At 69.8% G+C, this 16,747-nt stretch carries 15 protein-coding genes and 1 tRNA gene; 5 read left to right on the plus strand and 11 right to left on the minus strand.

From position 1 onward, the window contains the following. Positions 1-57 precede the first annotated feature (57 nt). From pknB to AC5DRG_RS27090, 6 genes are all read right to left on the minus strand, one after another. A complete protein-coding gene (gene pknB / locus AC5DRG_RS27065; protein ID WP_491802041.1) occupies positions 58-2,067 on the minus strand; it encodes a Stk1 family PASTA domain-containing Ser/Thr kinase in 2,010 nt (669 codons plus the stop codon). Between the two features lie 168 nt (positions 2,068-2,235). Then, positions 2,236-3,714 (minus strand): peptidoglycan D,D-transpeptidase FtsI family protein, encoded by a 1,479-nt coding sequence (locus AC5DRG_RS27070; protein WP_491802042.1) that lies wholly within the window; start codon positions 3,712-3,714, stop codon positions 2,236-2,238. Continuing rightward, on the minus strand, positions 3,711-5,150 hold the full coding sequence (locus AC5DRG_RS27075) for an FtsW/RodA/SpoVE family cell cycle protein (protein WP_491802043.1): 1,440 nt from the start codon (positions 5,148-5,150) through the stop codon (positions 3,711-3,713). The genes AC5DRG_RS27070 and AC5DRG_RS27075 overlap by 4 nt, the downstream gene beginning before the upstream one ends. A gap of 27 nt (positions 5,151-5,177) precedes the next feature. Continuing rightward, a complete protein-coding gene (locus AC5DRG_RS27080) occupies positions 5,178-6,743 on the minus strand; it encodes a Stp1/IreP family PP2C-type Ser/Thr phosphatase (RefSeq protein WP_491813168.1) in 1,566 nt (521 codons plus the stop codon). A 98-nt stretch (positions 6,744-6,841) separates the two neighbouring features. Beyond that, complete coding sequence (locus AC5DRG_RS27085) at positions 6,842-7,357, minus strand: FHA domain-containing protein FhaB/FipA (protein WP_491802044.1); 516 nt, start codon at positions 7,355-7,357, stop codon at positions 6,842-6,844. Between the two features lie 10 nt (positions 7,358-7,367). Further along, a complete protein-coding gene (locus tag AC5DRG_RS27090; RefSeq protein WP_491802045.1) occupies positions 7,368-8,219 on the minus strand; it encodes an FHA domain-containing protein in 852 nt (283 codons plus the stop codon). A gap of 534 nt (positions 8,220-8,753) precedes the next feature. Between AC5DRG_RS27090 and AC5DRG_RS27095 the strand changes: the two genes are divergently transcribed. The 5 genes from AC5DRG_RS27095 to AC5DRG_RS27115 all read left to right on the plus strand — a co-directional run bounded on the left by AC5DRG_RS27095 (position 8,754) and on the right by AC5DRG_RS27115 (position 12,878). After that, positions 8,754-8,837, plus strand: a tRNA-Leu gene (locus tag AC5DRG_RS27095). Between the two features lie 161 nt (positions 8,838-8,998). After that, a complete protein-coding gene (locus AC5DRG_RS27100; RefSeq protein ID WP_491802046.1) occupies positions 8,999-9,886 on the plus strand; it encodes an NAD(P)H-binding protein in 888 nt (295 codons plus the stop codon). A gap of 166 nt (positions 9,887-10,052) precedes the next feature. After that, positions 10,053-11,552 (plus strand): DUF2252 domain-containing protein, encoded by a 1,500-nt coding sequence (locus tag AC5DRG_RS27105; RefSeq protein ID WP_491802047.1) that lies wholly within the window; start codon positions 10,053-10,055, stop codon positions 11,550-11,552. A gap of 118 nt (positions 11,553-11,670) precedes the next feature. Beyond that, positions 11,671-12,492 (plus strand): J domain-containing protein, encoded by an 822-nt coding sequence (locus AC5DRG_RS27110; protein WP_491802048.1) that lies wholly within the window; start codon positions 11,671-11,673, stop codon positions 12,490-12,492. 56 nt (positions 12,493-12,548) lie between these two features. Beyond that, positions 12,549-12,878 (plus strand): rhodanese-like domain-containing protein, encoded by a 330-nt coding sequence (locus AC5DRG_RS27115; RefSeq protein ID WP_491813169.1) that lies wholly within the window; start codon positions 12,549-12,551, stop codon positions 12,876-12,878. Positions 12,879-12,890: 12 nt separating this feature from the next. Here the strand turns inward: AC5DRG_RS27115 and AC5DRG_RS27120 are convergent, their stop codons facing one another. The 5 genes from AC5DRG_RS27120 to paaB all read right to left on the minus strand — a co-directional run bounded on the left by AC5DRG_RS27120 (position 12,891) and on the right by paaB (position 16,746). Next, positions 12,891-14,024 carry an acyl-CoA dehydrogenase family protein gene (locus AC5DRG_RS27120; RefSeq protein WP_491802049.1) on the minus strand — a complete coding sequence of 378 codons (1,134 nt, stop codon included), beginning with the start codon at positions 14,022-14,024 and terminating at the stop codon, positions 12,891-12,893. A 127-nt stretch (positions 14,025-14,151) separates the two neighbouring features. Further along, positions 14,152-15,207, minus strand: coding sequence for a 2Fe-2S iron-sulfur cluster-binding protein (locus AC5DRG_RS27125; protein WP_491802050.1), 1,056 nt, complete (start codon positions 15,205-15,207; stop codon positions 14,152-14,154). After that, on the minus strand, positions 15,207-15,740 hold the full coding sequence (gene paaD, locus AC5DRG_RS27130) for a 1,2-phenylacetyl-CoA epoxidase subunit PaaD (protein WP_491802051.1): 534 nt from the start codon (positions 15,738-15,740) through the stop codon (positions 15,207-15,209). The genes AC5DRG_RS27125 and paaD overlap by 1 nt, the downstream gene beginning before the upstream one ends. Beyond that, positions 15,734-16,462 (minus strand): 1,2-phenylacetyl-CoA epoxidase subunit PaaC, encoded by a 729-nt coding sequence (paaC, locus tag AC5DRG_RS27135; protein WP_491802052.1) that lies wholly within the window; start codon positions 16,460-16,462, stop codon positions 15,734-15,736. The genes paaD and paaC overlap by 7 nt, the downstream gene beginning before the upstream one ends. Continuing rightward, the gene (paaB, locus tag AC5DRG_RS27140; protein ID WP_491802053.1) at positions 16,459-16,746 is read right to left on the minus strand and encodes a 1,2-phenylacetyl-CoA epoxidase subunit PaaB; all 288 of its coding nucleotides are present in this window, start codon (positions 16,744-16,746) and stop codon (positions 16,459-16,461) included. Before paaB ends, paaC begins: the two co-directional genes overlap by 4 nt. Between the last annotated feature and the right edge of the window lies 1 nt (position 16,747).

Consider the following 16,747-nt stretch of genomic DNA (forward strand, 5'->3'; position numbering starts at 1 on the left):
CCCCGGCCCCCGTGAGAAGGGGGCCGGGGCTCTGTTCGTAGGAGCAGCCGGGGTCGGTCAGTCCTCCAGGCGGGCCGGTGTTCCGGTGGTGCCGCCGAAGACGACGCCTCCGGCGTTGTTGCCTCCGTTGTTGCCGCCGCTGTCGACGGCCACCAGGTTGACCGCGGTGCCCTGGGCGACCTGGGTGCCGGGTTGCGGGTCCTGGGTGAACACGGTGGCGTCGTCGTCCTGGGAACCCTGGACGTTGCCCACAGTCAGTCCGGCGTCCTCGATGGCCTGCCTGGCGTCGTCGAGGGACTGCCCGGTCACGCTCGGCACGGTGACCTGGGTGTTGGCCAGCTTGCCGATCTGGATGGTCACCGTCGAGTTCTTGTCGACCTGCGAGCCGACCTGCGGCGAGGTGGCGATGACCTTGCCGACCTGGTTCTGGTCGGTGGTGTCCACTTCGGTGCAGGTGCCGGTGAGGTCGTTGTCCTGCATCTGGGCCTGGGCCGCTTCGCAGGTTTGACCCGTGACGTCCGGGACCGTGGCCTTCTCCTCGGCCTTGGCGACGGTGAGGGTGATGGTGGAGCCCTTCTCCACCTCGTTGCCCTTGATCGGGTCCTGGTCCAGGACGGTGCCCGGTTCGTCGCTGGACTCGCGGGTCTCCGTCTTGACCGTGAACTCGTAGTCGGAGCCCTCCAGTTTCGACTTGGCCTCTTCGAGGCTCAGGCCGATGACGCTGGGCACGGTCACCTTCGGGGCGCCGGTCGACAGCACCAGAGCGACGGTGGAGCCCTTGTCGACCGTCGTGTTCTCCTTCGGGTTCTGCGAGCAGACCTTGCCCTTGGTCGTGTCCTCGCAGGGTTGTTCCTTGAAGGTCACCTTGAGGCCGACGTTGTCCGCCATCGACTGGGCCTCGGCCTCGGTGTGGTCGACGAAGGCGGGCGTACTCACCGTGTCGTTGCCCGCGCTGTTGTCGCCGCCGAAGGCCCACTTGCCGATGAGGATCGCGCCGACGAGGACCAGTACGGCGGCCACGACCAGCAGGATCGTCGAGGTGTTCGTCTTCTTCTGCTGGCGGCGCCGGCCGGGGCGGTCGTCGTAGCCGTAGCCGCCGTCGTCCGGGTTCATCGGGGGCAGCATCGACGTGGCGCCGGCGTCCGCGGTGCGCAGGGCCGTGGTCGGCTGGTCGTCGGGGTAGCCGCCGTAGCCGACCGAACCCATCGCCGCCGTGGCCGCGACGGGCTGGCCGTCGAGGCAGGCTTCGATGTCGACGCGCATCTCGTCCGCGGACTGGTAGCGGTAGTTCGGGTCCTTGGTGAGGGCCTTCAGCACGATCGCGTCCATCTCGGGCGTGATCTCGGGGTCGAAGACCGACGGGGGCTGCGGCTCCTCCCGTACGTGCTGGTACGCGACCGCGACCGGGGAGTCACCGATGAACGGCGGGCGGACCGTCAGGAGCTCGTACAGCAGACAGCCGGTCGAGTACAGGTCGGAGCGGGCGTCGACCTGCTCGCCCTTCGCCTGCTCCGGCGAGAGGTACTGCGCCGTGCCGATGACCGCGGCGGTCTGCGTCATCGTCATGCCGGCGTCGCCCATGGCGCGGGCGATGCCGAAGTCCATCACCTTGACCTGGCCGTTGCGCGTCAGCATGACGTTCGCGGGCTTGATGTCGCGGTGGACGATGCCGTTGCGGTGGGAGTACTCCAGGGCCTGGAGGATGCCGATGGTCATCTCCATGGAGCGCTCCGGCAGCAGCTTGCGGCCGCTGTGCAGAAGCTCGCGGAGCGTGGAGCCGTCGACGTACTCCATGACGATGTACGGGATCGAGACCCCGTCGACGTAGTCCTCGCCCGTGTCGTAGACCGCGACGATCGCGGGATGGTTGAGCGAGGCGGCCGACTGGGCCTCCCGGCGGAACCGGGCCTGGAAGGAAGGGTCGCGTGCGAGGTCGACACGCAGCGTCTTCACAGCCACGGTGCGGCCGAGCCGGGTGTCATGCGCGAGGTAGACCTCCGCCATGCCACCACGGCCGAGCACCTGGCCCAGCTCGTACCGGCCGCCGAGGCGACGCGGCTCTTCCATAGCTCCTACCAGCCCTCTCCGTCGGTCCCGGCCCGCACCGTTGTGCGGCCCGGAGGCTGTTTCCGGGCCTACCGTACCCGGCTAGCTTTGTGTGACCTGGCCAAGCCCGTCACCCGATACAGGACCGGTATCGCAACGTGCACCGATGTGAAGGGGACGTGATCGGGGTCACTGCTTCTGGTTGATGACCGCCTCCATCACGCTCTTCGCGATGGGGGCCGCGAGGCCACCGCCGGAGATGTCGTCGCGGCTGGCGTCCTCGTCCTCGATCACCACGGCCACGGCGACCGGCGAGCTGCCGTCGCTGAGCTTGGCGTACGAGAGGAACCAGGCGTACGGGTTCTCGCTGTTGTCGACGCCGTGCTGGGCGGTGCCGGTCTTGCCGCCGACGGTGATGCCGTTGCCGATCTGCGCGTTCTTGCCGGTGCCGTCCGTGACGACCGTCTCCATCATCGACTGAAGGATCTGCGCGTTCTTCTCGGAGAGAGGTTGGCTCATCTCCTGCGGGTCGTTCTTCTCGATGACGTCGAGGCTCGGCGCCTGGAGTTCGTCGACCATGTAGGGCTTCATCAGCGTGCCGTTGTTGGCGACGGCCGAAGCGACCATGGCCATCTGGAGCGGGGTCGCGGCGGTGTTGTACTGGCCGATGGAGGACAGCGCGGTCTGCGACTGGTTCATGCCGTCGGAGAAGACCGAGGCATTGGAGCGGACCGGGACGAACTGCTCCTCGGTGAAGCCGAACTTCTTGGCCTCTTCGAGCATCTTGTCGTTGCCGAGGTCGGAGCCGACCTTGCCGAAGACGGTGTTGCAAGACACCCGCAGCGCCTCGCGCAGCGTGGCGTTCTCGCAGGGGATGTCGCCCTCGTTCTTCAGCTCGGTCGTGGTGCCCGGCATGGTCCACGGGAGCGGCGACTTGGTGGCCACGTCCGCGGAGTCGTACAGGCCGTTCTCCAGGGCGGCGGCCGCGGTGACGACCTTGAAGGTGGAGCCCGGCGGGTAGATGTCGCGCAGCGCCCGGTTGAGCATCGGGTCGTTGGAGTTGTTCTTCTTCTGCAGCTTCGACCAGGCCGTCGCGTCCGAGTCGTCGTCGCCGGCGATCGTCGAGGGGTCGTACGACGGGTAGGAAGCCAGCGCCAGGATCTTGCCGGTGGACGGGTCGATCGCGGCTACGGCACCCTTGCCGCCCTGCGCCTTCAGGCCGTCGTAGGCGGCCTTCTGGGCGGCGGCGTTGAGGGTGGTGACGACGTTGCCGCCCTCCTTCTTCTTGCCCGTGAGCATGTCGAGCGTGTTGCGGAAGAAGAGGCGGTCGTCGTTGCCGGTGAGTATGCCGTCCTCGATCGACTCCAGCTGGTTGGCGCCGTAGACCTGGGAGACGAAGCCGGTGACGGGCGCCCACATCGCGCCGTCCTTGTAGGTGCGCTTGTACTCGAAGTCGCCCGAGTCCGACGTCGTGTGCCCGGTGATGGCCTTGCCGTCGACGATGATGTCGCCGCGCGGGCTGGCGTACCGCTCGATGGCGACGCGGCGGTTCTTGTCGTCGGTGGCAAGGGAGTCGGCCTTGAAGTACTGGAGCCAGTTGTCGCGGACGAGCAGGGCGAGGACCAGGAGGCCGCAGAAGATCGCGATCCGGCGCAGGGGCTTGTTCATGACGGGCGGACCACCTGGGTCATCTCGGCGTCGGGGTTGGGGGCGGGGGCCGGTGCCGGGCGGCGGGCGGTGTCGCTGATTCTGATCAGGATGCCGATGAGGGCCCAGTTGGCGATGACGGAGGAACCGCCGTACGCCAGGAACGGCATGGTCATGCCGGTCAGCGGGATGAGGCCCATGACGCCGCCGGCGACGACGAAGACCTGGAGGGCGAAGGCGCCGGACAGGCCGACGGCGAGGAGCTTGCCGAAGGGGTCGCGGGCGGCGAGTGCGGTGCGCACGCCGCGCTCCACGATCAGGCCGTAGAGCAGCAGGATCGCCATGACGCCGGCCAGGCCCAGTTCCTCGCCGAAGGTGGCGAGGATGAAGTCGGAGTTGGCGGCGAAGCGGATCAGCTCGGAGTGGCCCTGGCCCCAGCCGGTGCCGAGGGTGCCGCCGGAGCCGAAGGCCCACAGGGCCTGCATGGCCTGCTCGGAGTGGCCGGAGACGCCCTTCTGGCTGAGCGTGTACTCGCGCATGGGGTCGAGCCAGGCCTGGACGCGGCTCTTCACGTGCGGTTCGATGCTGGCGACGCCGACCGCGCCGGCCGCGGACATCAGCATGCCGAAGACGATCCAGCTGGTCCGCTCGGTGGCGACGTACAGCATGATGACGAACATTCCGAAGAACAGCAGCGACGTTCCGAGGTCGGTCTCGAAGACCAGGATGAGGATCGAGATCGCCCAGACGACGATGATCGGCCCGAGGTCGCGGCCGCGCGGCAGGTACAGGCCCATGAAGCGGCGGCTGGCGAGGGCGAGCGCGTCGCGCTTGACCATCAGATAGCCGGCGAAGAAGACCGCAAGGACGATCTTGGCGAACTCACCGGGCTGGATGGTGAAGCTGCCGACCTGGATCCAGATCTTGGCGCCGTAGACGTTGAGACCGAGGCCCGGGACGAGCGGGAGCAGCAGCAGGAACAGCGCGCCGACCATGGAGATGTAGGTGTAGCGCTGCAGGACGCGGTGGTCCTTGAGGAAGACCAGGACGACGACGAACAGGGTGATGCCGAGCGCCGTGTAGATCAGCTGGTTGGTGGCCTTGCCGCCGGCGACGTTGATCTGCTGCAGCAGCTTGGACTGGTCGAGCCGCCAGATGGCGACAAGTCCGAGGCCGTTCAGGAGAGTTGCCAGGGGCAGCAGCAGCGGGTCCGCGTACGGCGCGAACTTGCGTACGACTAGATGGGCGACGGCAGCCAGCAGGCCGAGGCCCAGGCCGTAGCTGAGCAGGCCGGTGGGGACCTTGTCGTCGATCGCGAGGCCTACGTTGGCGTAGGCGAAGACCGGGATGAGGACGGCGAACACCAGGAGCGCGAGTTCGGTGTTGCGCCGGCTCGGCGTGCCGATCGAGCCGATCGTGGACGTGTGCTGCGTCGACGTGTTGGTTGTACTGCTCATCGTGTGACGGGGCCTCTCACGGCTTGCCTACTGCGTACCGCACTGCGAGACGACCTTCTGCTCTTCCTCCGAGAGTGTGGGGCCGGGGCTGGGAGTGGGAGCGGTCGCGGACGTGGACGGAGACGGGGACGAGGACCCCGTGGGGCTCGGTGTTGCCTTGGACGTGAGCGAGGTGGTGGTGGTTCCCGTGGTGCCGCCGGCCTCGCCTTCGCCGGTCTTGGAGTTGTTCGCGCTCTCGGCGGCCTGCCGCTGCGACTCCTTCTTGCACGCGGAGGCCTGCACGGACAGCTCTTCGATCTTCGCCTGCGCCTTGGCCAGGCCGCCTTCGGCGATCGTGCCCTCCACCAGCTTCTGCTGGTACTGCGGCAGGTACTTGAGTTCGATGTCGGGGTGGTCCTTCTCCACCTTCGACAGCGAGACCCAGGCCAGGTCCTGGCTGATGCCCCGGTACAGCGCGACGTGCTCGCCGTTGGCACCGACGTAGTACTGCGTCTGCGTCCAGCGCCAGCCGCCGTACAGGCCGCCGCCGATCACGGCCAGCGCGAGCGCGGTGTAGAGGGATCTCTTCAGCCACTTGCGGCCGGCGCTGGGCTTCACGAAGTCGTCGTCGGTGTAGTCGCCGAAGCTGCCCGCGGGGACGTAGCCGGTGGTGTCGCCGCTGCCGGGCGGGCCGAACTCGCCCCCGCCGCCCTGTCCGGGCACCTGGCGGCCGAGGCCCGAGGCGCGGCCGGCCGGGGTCTGCATGATGCCGTTGTCGTGCATCTGGTGCTGCTGGTTCTCGGCCACGGCGCCGACGACGACCGGGGTGTCGGACAGCTGGCCCGCGAGGGTGTCACCGGTGTCGAGGTCGAGGACGTCGGCGATGATGACGGTGATGTTGTCGGGGCCGCCGCCACGCAGCGCGAGCTGGATCAGCTCCTGCACGGTCTCCTGGGGGCCCTGGTAGCTGGCGAGGGTGTCCTCCATCGTCTGGTGGGACACGACGCCGGACAGTCCGTCGGAGCAGATCAGGTAGCGGTCGCCGGCCCGGACCTCGCGGATGGAGAGGTCGGGTTCGACATGGTCGCCGCTGCCCAGCGCGCGCATGAGGAGCGACCTCTGCGGGTGGGTCGTGGCTTCCTCTTCGGTGATGCGTCCCTCGTCGACGAGGCGCTGCACCCAGGTGTGGTCCTGCGTGATCTGCGTGAGGACACCGTCGCGGAGCAGGTACGCGCGCGAGTCGCCGACGTGGACGAGCCCGAGGCGCTGTCCCGTCCACAGGAGGGCGGTGAGGGTGGTCCCCATGCCTTCGAGCTGGGGGTCCTCCTCGACCATCATCCGTAGCTGGTCGTTGGCCCGCTGTACGGCGGTGCCGAGCGAGGTGAGGATGTCGGAGCCGGGCACGTCGTCGTCGAGGGCGACGATCGTGGAGATGGCCTCGGACGAGGCGACCTCACCGGCTGCCGCGCCGCCCATGCCGTCGGCGATCGCGAGCAGCCGCGGGCCCGCGTAGCCGGAGTCCTCGTTGCCCTCGCGGATCATGCCTTTGTGCGATCCGGCGGCGAAGCGCAGTGACAGACTCATGCGCACCTCGCCCGTCGGCTCCGGGTACATCCGCACGGTGCCCACCCTCCGGTCGGGAGCGCGCCGGGGTCCGTCGTGTGGACCGCCGCTGCGTGCTCGCTCCGCTCGCGCCTAATCATGACGTAGCACTACTTCCGCAGCTCGATAACGGTCTTGCCGATGCGGATCGGCGCGCCCAGCGGAATCGGCGTGGGGGTCGTCAGCCGGGACCGGTCCAGGTACGTGCCGTTGGTGGAGCCAAGGTCCTCGACGATCCACTGGCCGTCGCGGTCCGGGTAGATCCTGGCATGGCGGCTGGAGGCGTAGTCGTCGTCCAGCACGATGGTGCTGTCGTGCGCGCGGCCCAGGGTGATGGTCTGCCCCTGGAGCGCGACCGTGGTACCGGTGAGGGTGCCTTCGGAGACGACCAGCTTGCTGGGGGCGTTGCGGCGCTGGCGGCCCGCGGCGGCCTGCTGGCGCTGCTGCGGTGGCGCCGCCTGCTGCCGGGCGGCTTGTTGCTGCCGCCCGCTTTCACGCCTGGAGCCGCGCTGAGTGACGCGCGTTCCGAACAGGTCGCTGCGGATGACCTGCACGGCCACGATCACGAACAGCCACAGTACGGCCAGGAAACCCAGCCGCATGACCGTGAGGGTCAGCTCTGACATTGCCCCCGCTTCACCCTTCGGCTTGCCGGTAAATGATGGTGGAGTTGCCCACGACGATCCGCGAGCCGTCGCGGAGCGTAGCGCGGGTGGTGTGCTGCCCGTCCACCACGATTCCGTTGGTGGACCCGAGATCCTGGATCGTCGAGGGCGTTCCGGTCCGGATCTCACAGTGCCGGCGGGATACGCCGGGGTCGTCGATCCGCACGTCGGCTTCGGTGCTGCGGCCCAGCACCAGCGTCGGGCGGGAGATCTGATGGCGGGTGCCGTTGATCTCGATCCAGTACCGCATCCGCCCTGCGGACGCCGGTGCCGCCGTCGGCCGCTGCCCGTAGGGGGAGGCGGCGGGGCGGCCGCCGGGCGGCGGGGCGGCGGGCATGGGCGGGGCGCCCGCGGCGGCCGGCGGGTAGCCGTAGCCGCCTGGGGCCGCGGGTGCAGCGGGCGCCGGCCGTCCGGCCGGAGCGGCGGACCCGGGAGCCTGCTGGTTGGTGGAGCCGGCGAGCGTACGACTGCGTACCCGGTACAGACCGGTGTCCAGGTCGTCCGCCTTCTCCAGGTGGACCTTGATGGGTCCCATGAAGGCGTATCGCTGCTGCTTGGCGTAGTCGCGGACCATGCCGGCGAGCTCGTCGCCGAGCTGGCCGGAGTAGGGGCTGAGCCGCTCGAAGTCGGGTGTGCTCAGTTCCACGATGAAGTCGTTGGGTACGACGGTCCGGTCGCGGTTCCAGATGGTCGCGTTGTTGTCGCACTCGCGCTGGAGCGCTCCGGCGATCTCCACGGGCTGGACCTCGGACTTGAACACCTTGGCGAAGGTGCCGTTGACCAGACCTTCGAGACGTTGCTCGAACTTCTTCAGGACTCCCATGGGGCACCTCCTTCGTCGTTGCCGCCGTGTCTGTGTCTGTACCTGTGCTCGTGTCTGTGCTCGTGCCTTGCCTGGTACTGCTTACTGATCGTATCCACGCGCCGGGAAATCGGCTGGTTCCCCCTGTCGGCCCGGTCGACGGATGTCGACCCCTGAGGAGTTCCCTCGGTGAGTTCCCCTCGGGGCTCCCCTTCGAACTCCTCAGGCGAGCACTCCTGTGAGTACTCCTGCCCAGGATCGTAGAGGTGGCCGCAGACCAGTGTCCCGCACCTGACTGTGGACCTTGCCCGGCTCCTGGATAGATGCGCGGGACCGGTACGAGGTTGATACGTGAACCGGTACACGTTGATACGTAGCCGGCCGCTTCGTGGGTTGGTCGGGCTCCGGGGGCCGGGTGGCCTCGCACGACGGTGGCCTCGGGGAACGTCCCGCGACGGGGAAAGGGATGTGAACCCACCCTCCCCACCGTGCTAATCTTCTGCATGTCGGAAGGCGCCAGCCCCCTAGGGGGACAAGCCCGAGGACACACCCAATGCGCGGGTGGCGGAATAGGCAGACGCGCTGGATTCAGGTTCCAGTGCCCGCAAGGGCGTGGGGGTTCAACTCCCCCCTCGCGCACAGTGAAACGGGCCTCACGAGGACGAAAGTTCTTGTGAGGCCCGTTTTCTCGTTGCCGTGATGGTGGCCGTGATCGGGGAGCGCCAGGTGGTGTGAGGTCCCTCTCATCGGCCGTCTCATCGGTGAGGTATCTCACGGGGAGTGGGGAGGCGGGTCAGAGCATGCGGCGCCGTATCGCTGTCACCGGAGCAACCGGCACTGTGGGACGCCTTGTGGCGCGACGGCTGGCCGAGCAGAACGCCGGGGAGCCGTACGACGTCACGCTGCTCACCCGGGACCCCGAGCGGGCCCGCGGTGCCGGGCTGTCCGGGCATCTCGCCGAGGTGGACTTCGAGAGCGAGGCGAGCGTCCAGGCAGGGCTCGCCGGGGTCGACACCGTCCTGGTGATCACCAACAATCCGCTGCGGCCCGATCATGACGAGAACATCGTGCTCGCCGCCCGGGCGGCCGGTGTCCGGCACCTCGTCAAACTGTCCGCCACGGCCGTCGAGGACACCGGCGCGCAGGACTTGATCACCCGCTGGCAGCGCGCGAACGAACAGCGCATCATGACGTCCGGCCTCGCCTGGACCATGCTGCGCCCCCGGTCCTTCATGACCCACGCCCTGGCCTGGCGCGAGAGCATCATCCGGGACGGCACGGTCGCGGCCCTCTACGTCGACTCGCGCAACGCCTGCATCGCTCCGGAGGACATCGCCGACGTGGCGGTACGGGTCCTCACCGGCGCCGGTCACGAGAACGAGTGCTACTCCCTGAGCGGGCCCGAGGCACTCTCCGTACGTCAGCAGACGGCCACGCTGGGCGCACTCCTCGGTCGCGAACTGCGCTGCGTGGAACTGACCCCCGAGCAGGCCCGGGAGCGGTGGCTGAGCCGCTGGCCCGAGCCGGTCGTCGAGGCGCTCGTCGCCGGCGCCGAACGGCAGCGTGCGGGTGCGAAGGGGACAGTGACGGGAGGAGTGGAGCAGGTCACCGGGCGGCCTGCGCTGTCGTTCGGGGAGTGGGCGAGGGGGCGGATTTCGGAGTTCGGCGGGTCTGGGTCACGACCCTGAGGGGCAGCGCGGCCGAGCCGGTGTTTCACGTGAAACGGGAGCTCGGGGGCGGGCGGGATGTTTCACGTGAAACCTCGCCGGGGTCGTCCCGCTCTGTCCACAGGGGCGAAGTTGTCCACAGGGTCTGACGCGTTTTGGCCACCGGCTGTACCGTCGGCACAAGTTGATGTTCGTGTGTGTTGCGGGGGAGGCGGTCGTGGTGACCGATGCCGGTGCGGTCCAAGCAGGAGTCGCGGAGGCGGGCGAGGAAGCGGCCCAGCGAGAGGTGAGCGTCGTGGCACCACACAGGCTGCCCCGGGTGCCGGGCTTCGCCGAGTGGCCCGCCACGGGGTCGCCCAGGGAAGAGGGGAAGGCGCTGCGGGAACGGGTTCCGCGTAGTGCGCACGCCGTCCTGGACCTGGACGCCACTCGCCCCGACGCGGTGACCGCGGTCGAGGAGTCCAACCAGGGCCGTATCCCCGGGCTCACGCCGATACGCGTCGGCAGAATGGCGGCCACGCCGTTCTCGTTCCTGCGCGGTTCGGCGGGTCTCATGGCCTACGACCTGGCGCGCACGCCCATGACCCGGATCCTCTCCCAGATCTGCGGTGACGCGCACGCGGCGAACTTCGGGCTGTACGGCGACGCGCGCGGCGGCCTGGTCATCGATCTGAACGACTTCGACGAGACGGTCCACGGCCCCTGGGAGTGGGACCTCAAGCGGCTCGCCGCCTCGCTCGTGCTCGCGGGCCGTGAGGCGGGCGCCGACGAGGACGCCTGTCGCAAGGCGGCGCACGACGCGGTGGGCGCGTACCGGCGCACGATGCGGCTGCTGGCCAAGCTTCCGGTCCTGGACGCGTGGAACGCGATCGCGGATGAGGAGCTCGTCTCCCACACGGACGCCCATGACCTGCTCGGTACGTTGGAGCGGGTCTCGGAGAAGGCGCGGTCCAACACCAGTGGGCGCTTCGCGGCCAAGTCGACCGAGGTCACGGCGGACGGCGGACGGCTCTTCGTCGACGCCTCGCCGGTGCTGCGGCGGGTCCCGGACGCGGAGGCCGCGGCGGTGGCGTCCTCGCTGGAGCAGTACCTGACCACGCTCTCCGAGGACCGTCTCCCCCTGCTGGCCCGCCACACGGTGCACGACGTGGCATTCCGGGTCGTCGGCACGGGCAGCGTGGGCGCGCGGTCGTACGTCGTGCTGCTTCTGGACCACCGTGGTGAGCCGCTCGTCCTCCAGGTCAAGGAGACCCGGCCCTCGGTACTGGTCCCGCATCTGGTGAGCGCCGGCTTCGACGCGCCGTTCGCCGTACACGAGGGTCGCCGGGTGGTCCTCGGCCAGAAGCGCATGCAGGTCGTCAGTGACATCCTGCTGGGCTGGACCTCGGTCGACGGACTGCCCTTCCAGGTACGGCAGTTCCGCAACCGCAAGGGCAGCGTCGACCCGGCCGCCCTCTCCGCCGACCAGATAGACGACTACGGCCGCATGACCGGCGCCCTCCTGGCCCGCGCCCACTCCCACAGCGCCGACCCCCGCCTGGTCGCCGGCTACTGCGGCAAGAACGAGGAACTGGACGAGGCGATCGCCACCTTCGCCGTCGCCTACGCCGACCGCACTGAGGCGGATCACGCCGACCTGCTGACGGCGGTACGGGCGGGGCGGATTCCGGCGGAGATGGGGGTGTGAGGGCCTTGGCGTCCGGTGCGGGGTGACGTTCGTCGACCGGAGTGGGTCGGAGCGGATTGTCCGCAGGTGTGACGGGCGAGCCTCGTTGGTCGGTCGGGTCGTGGCCTACGCTGGTCGGGTGACGAAGCCGGAAGCTGAGCAGTCCCAGCCAGAAGAGGGCGCGGCGTCCCGGCCCGAGGAGCGGCTGGAGCGGGCCGTGCGGGCCGCCGAGCAGGCGCTGATCGAGTACGAGATCGCGGTGGAGACCTTCCGTATCGAGGTCGAGAACTTCTCCCGGCTGCACCACCAGAAGCTCGGCCCGATGTACACCCGCCTCGACGAACTGGACGCCCAGATCGCCGAGGCGACGGCTGCCCGCACCGGTGACCCCGAGGACCGGCGCAAGGCGGACGAGGCGCGGGCCAGGGTCATGCCGATGCCGGGTGTCGAGGAGCTGTTCAACGGCTGGATGGACGGGGAGGGGCTGTTCCCGGAGGCCGTGGCGATGCTCACGGACCAGCAGGTCCGGCCTCCGCAGCGGGTGCGTCCCAGCGACGAGGCCCGCAAGCTCTACCGCGAGCTGGCCCGCAAGGCCCACCCCGACCTGGCTCAGGACGAGGACGAGCGCAAGCGGCGTGAGGAGTTCATCACGCGGGTCAACGGCGCCTACGGCCGTGGCGACGAGCCGCTGCTGCGGGAGCTGGCCGAGGAGTGGGCCGCGGGGCCGGCGCCGAAGGAGCGGCGCCCGAGCCCCAGCGAGGAGCTCTACGAGCGCCTCGAATGGCTTGCCCGGCGCAAGGAGATGCTTACGCTGGTCGCTCGCGAGATGGAAGAGAGCGCGATCGGGTCGATGCTCCGGATGGCTCCGGACGACCCCGACCGGTTGTTGGACGAGATCGCCGACCAGCTGCTCGCCCAGGTCGCCGAGCGCGAGTCGGAGCTGGCCGTACTGCTGGGGTAGCCGGTCACTTCGGCGTGCGTCTCGGGTAGCGTCGGGGCATGAGTTTCGGAGCTGGTGTGCCCACGGTCGAGGTCACGGACCTGAAGGACGGCGACTTCCTGCTGGACGTCCGCGAGGACGACGAGTGGCAGGCGGGTCACGCCGAAGGGGCGCTGCACATCCCGATCAGTGACTTCGTGGCCCGGTACGGGGAGTTGACCGAGGCGGCGCCGCAGGACGGGCGGGTCCATGTGATCTGCCGCTCCGGCGGGCGTTCGGCCCAGGTCACGATGTACCTCGTCCAGCAGGGTATCGACGCCGTGAACGTCGACGGCGGCATGCAGGTGTGGGCCGCCGTGGGCCGCCCGGTCACGACGGACGAGGGTCAGCAGGGCTTCGTCCTCTGAGGGACGGTCCCGTCAGCCGAGCGGGTGGGCCGCCAGTAGGTCGCCCAGTGCCTCCTCGTGCGCCGCCGCCGGGCCGAGCGACAGCTCCAGGTGCTTGGCCCAGGCGTGGTACCGGTGCAGGGGATAGTCCGTGTCGGCGCCGAATCCGCCGTGCAGATGCTGCGCGGTCTGCACGACCCGGCGTACCCCTTCGGCGGCCCAGATCTTGGCGACGGCGACGTCCCCGGAGGCGGGCAGCGCGCCCGGTGCCCCGGAAGCGATCCGCCACGCGGCCTGCCACAGCGTGACCTCCATTGCGCGCAGGTCGATGTAGCGGTCGGCGGCCTGTACGGCGACGGCCTGGAAGGTCGCGACCGGGAACCCGAACTGCTCCCGCTTGCCGGTGTATTCGCCGGTCATCCGCAGCACGTTCTCGCCGAGCCCGAGCGCCAGCGCACACGTCCCCACCGTCAGCAGATCCCGCAGCCATTCCCACGCCCCGTCGTCGTCAATGACGTACGGGGAATCGATCCGCACCGACTCCAGGCGCAGTTCGGCCAGCCGCTCACCGGCGGTCGAGAACTGCTCGGCCAGGGCGACTCCTTCGTGGACGGGAGGGACCAGGGCGAGGACGGTCCGGCCGGCGCCGGTGTGCGCGGGGACGACGACGAAGTCGGTGTTGTACGCCCAGGGCACCGCAGTCTGCACTCCGTCCAGGAGCCACGCGTCGCCGTCCTGGCGGGCGGTCACCGCGAGTTCGGCCGGGTCGTGGCCGGTGCGGCCCTGTGCGGCGACGGTCAGCACGACCTCGCCGCGGCCCGCCCGCGCGAGCAGCACGGACTTCAACTCCTCGTCCCCGTAGGCCTGTACGGCCGCCGCGGCGGCGCTGCTCTCCAGCAGCGGCACCCGTGCCAGCACCTTCGCCGACTCGCGCAGCACCAGGCACAGCGCGATGGCGTCCAGACCCGCTCCGCCGTACCCCTCGTCGAGCAGCAGGCTCAGCAGGTCCGCGTCGGCGAGCCTGGCCCACAGTTCCCGGTCGAAGTCGTCGGCGACGGCGCCGGTGGTGAGCGCGGGGCTGGGCACCCCGTCCGGCGCGACCCCGGCGAACACCCCCCGTGCCGCCTCGGACGCCGCCTGCTGCTCCTCGGTGAAGGTGAAGTCCACGGTGCCTGTCCCTCCGGCGGATCCAGTCGTCTGACGGGGCGTCAAGATAGAACAGGTTCTACAAGAAGGGAACGGCCCGTCCCCGACGGCCCGTTCCTCAAAGGCTCATCCCTCGGCGGCCTCCGCCTCAGCGGTCGAAGTCCAGCTCCACCTTCTCCGTCGCCGGATGTGACTGGCACGCCAGCACATAGCCCGCGTCCGTCTCCTCCGGCTCCAGCGCGAAGTTGCGGTCCATCCGCACCTCGCCCGAGACCAGGAAGGCCCGGCATGTCCCGCACACGCCGCCCTTGCAGGCGTAGGGCGCGTCAGGTCGGTTGCGCAGCACCGTCTCCAGGAGTGATTCGCCGTCCTGGACGGGCCAGGTTCCGCCGCGCCCGTCGAGCCGGGCGGTCACCGTGCTGTGCGCGGGAGCCGGTGACGTGGTCGGCGCGGCGACGGAGTCCACATGGAAGATCTCCTCGTGGACACGGGTCCGGGGCACCCCGAGCCCGCGCAGCGCCCGCTCGGCACCCTGCACCAGCCCGAACGGCCCGCACAGGAACCACCCGTTCACCCGCTCCACCGGCAGCAGCGCGGGCAGCAGCCCGGTCAGCCGCTCTTGGTCGAGCCGCCCGGACGGCAGCCCGGCCTGCTGCTCCTCCCGGGAGAGCACTGTCACCAGCTGGAACCGCTGCGGATAGCGGTCCTTCAGGTCGGCGACCTCCTCCAGGAACATCGTCGAGGCGGACGTCCGGTCGCTGCGTATGAGGCAGAACTCGGCCTCGGGCACCCGTGCCAGCAGCGTCGAGACGATCGACAGCACCGGGGTGATGCCGCTGCCGCCGACGATCGCCGCGTACAGGCCGGGCGTGGGTTCCAGAGTGAAACGGCCGGCCGGAGTCATCACCTCCAGCTCGTCACCGACGTTGATCTCCTTGAGCGCGTACGCCGAGAAGGCCCCGCCCTCCACAAGGCGCACCCCGACCCGCAGCGTGCGGGGCCCCTCGGTGGCGGGTGCGGGCGAGCAGATCGAGTACGTGCGCCGGATCTCCGTACCGTCGACCGTGCGCCGCAGGGCGAGGTGCTGGCCCGGTGCGTGCCGGTAGGTGTCCCTCAGCTCCGGGGGCACTGTGAGGGTGAGGGCCACGGAGTCGTCGGTGAGCCGGTCGACCGCGGCCACCTCCAGCGGGTGGAAGCGGGCCATCACAACTCCTTGAAGTGGTCGAACGGTTCACGGCAGGCAAGGCAGCGCCGCAGCGCCTTGCAGGCGGTGGAGGAGAAACGGCTCAGCAGCTCGGTCCGCGGCGACCCGCAGTGCGGGCAGCGCACCGGATCGGTGTCCCGTTCGTCCGTGGAGGTGCGCGTCGGGCCCAGGTCCAGGGCGACCGGTCCGTCCGCCGTACGCGTGCGCGGCGGGGCGATGCCGAACTCCCGCAGCTTGCGCCGTCCTTCGGCCGAGATGTCGTCGGTCGACCAGGCGGGCGCGAGCACCGTGCGGACGGTGACGTCCCGTACCCCGTGCTCGTGCAGCACCCGCTCTATGTCCACGGACATCGCCTCGACGGCCGGGCAACCGGTGTACGTCGGGGTCAGCTCGACCTCGACCGAGTCCGCGCCGCGGACATGCACCGCGCGCACGACACCCAGCTCCCGGAGGGTGAGCACGGGCAGCTCGGGGTCGAGCACCGAGCCGGCGACCTCCAGGAGTTCCGCCTCCAGAGCGGTGGCGGTCACCATGACGCCCCCGGGTGGCTGCGGTGCAGGTGCTGCATCTCGGCGAGCATCCGCCCGAAGGACTCGGTGTGCAGGTCCTGGCGGCCGGCGCCGGCCGCCCACGCTCCGGACCGAGGCCCTTCGGGGACGGTCAGCGTGGCCCGGCGCAGCACGTCCCCGACGGACTCCAGCCAGGCCGCCTCCATCCCTTCCAGCCCTTCCTGGTCGACGTCCAGGCCCTCGACCGGCTGGAACATCTCGCCGGTGAACCGCCACAGCTCCTCGCACGCCCGCCGCATCCGGTCATGGCTGACATCCGTGCCGTCACCGAGCCGCAGGGTCCACTGCTCGGCGTGGTCGCGGTGGTAGGCGACCTCCTTGACGGCCTTCGCGGCGAGGGGGGCGAACTCGCTGTCCCCGACGGCCAGTCGGGCGTACAGCAGGTGCTGGTAGGTGGAGAAGAACAGTTGGCGGACGATGGTGTGCGCGAAGTCGCCGTTCGGCTGCTCCACCAGCTGGAGGTTGCGGAAGGCGCGCTCCTCGCGCAGATACGCCAGCTCGTCCTCGTCGCCGGCCATCGACAGCAGCACCCGCGCCTGGCCCAGCAGGTCCAGCGCGATATTGGCGAGGGCGACCTCCTCCTCCAGGACGGGGGCGTGTCCCGCCCACTCCCCCAGGCGGTGCGAGAGCACCAGGGCGTCGTCGCCGAGGGCGAGAGCGGCCGCGGAAGGAACGGTGACGGTCACAGGTGCTTCACCCCTTCCGGGATCTCGTAGAACGTCGGGTGCCGGTAGGGCTTGTCGGCGGACGGTTCGAAGAACGGGTCCTTCTCGTCGGGCGAGGACGCGGTGATCGAGGTCGACGGGACGACCCAGATCGAGACGCCCTCGCCGCGCCGGGTGTACAGATCGCGCGCGTTGCGCAGGGCGAACTCCGCGTCCGGCGCGTGCAGGCTGCCGGCGTGGGTGTGCGAGAGGCCGCGGCGGGAGCGCACGAAGACCTCCCACAGGGGCCAGTCGTTGGTGGTCATC

The sequence above is a fragment of the Streptomyces sp. JLBG701 genome (assembly GCF_058544905.1).

Excerpts from the sequence above, each read along its gene's own strand:
- pknB (WP_491802041.1), bottom strand. The coding sequence starts at position 2,067 with ATGGAAGAGCCGCGTCGCCTCGGCGGCCGGTACGAGCTGGGCCAGGTG.
- AC5DRG_RS27070 (WP_491802042.1), bottom strand. The coding sequence starts at position 3,714 with ATGAACAAGCCCCTGCGCCGGATCGCGATCTTCTGCGGCCTCCTGGTC.
- AC5DRG_RS27075 (WP_491802043.1), bottom strand. The coding sequence starts at position 5,150 with ATGAGCAGTACAACCAACACGTCGACGCAGCACACGTCCACGATCGGC.
- AC5DRG_RS27080 (WP_491813168.1), bottom strand. The coding sequence starts at position 6,743 with ATGTACCCGGAGCCGACGGGCGAGGTGCGCATGAGTCTGTCACTGCGC.
- AC5DRG_RS27085 (WP_491802044.1), bottom strand. The coding sequence starts at position 7,357 with ATGTCAGAGCTGACCCTCACGGTCATGCGGCTGGGTTTCCTGGCCGTA.
- AC5DRG_RS27090 (WP_491802045.1), bottom strand. The coding sequence starts at position 8,219 with ATGGGAGTCCTGAAGAAGTTCGAGCAACGTCTCGAAGGTCTGGTCAAC.
- AC5DRG_RS27100 (WP_491802046.1), top strand. The coding sequence starts at position 8,999 with ATGCGGCGCCGTATCGCTGTCACCGGAGCAACCGGCACTGTGGGACGC.
- AC5DRG_RS27105 (WP_491802047.1), top strand. The coding sequence starts at position 10,053 with ATGTTCGTGTGTGTTGCGGGGGAGGCGGTCGTGGTGACCGATGCCGGT.
- AC5DRG_RS27125 (WP_491802050.1), bottom strand. The coding sequence starts at position 15,207 with ATGGCCCGCTTCCACCCGCTGGAGGTGGCCGCGGTCGACCGGCTCACC.
- paaD (WP_491802051.1), bottom strand. The coding sequence starts at position 15,740 with ATGGTGACCGCCACCGCTCTGGAGGCGGAACTCCTGGAGGTCGCCGGC.
- paaB (WP_491802053.1), bottom strand. The coding sequence starts at position 16,746 with ATGACCACCAACGACTGGCCCCTGTGGGAGGTCTTCGTGCGCTCCCGC.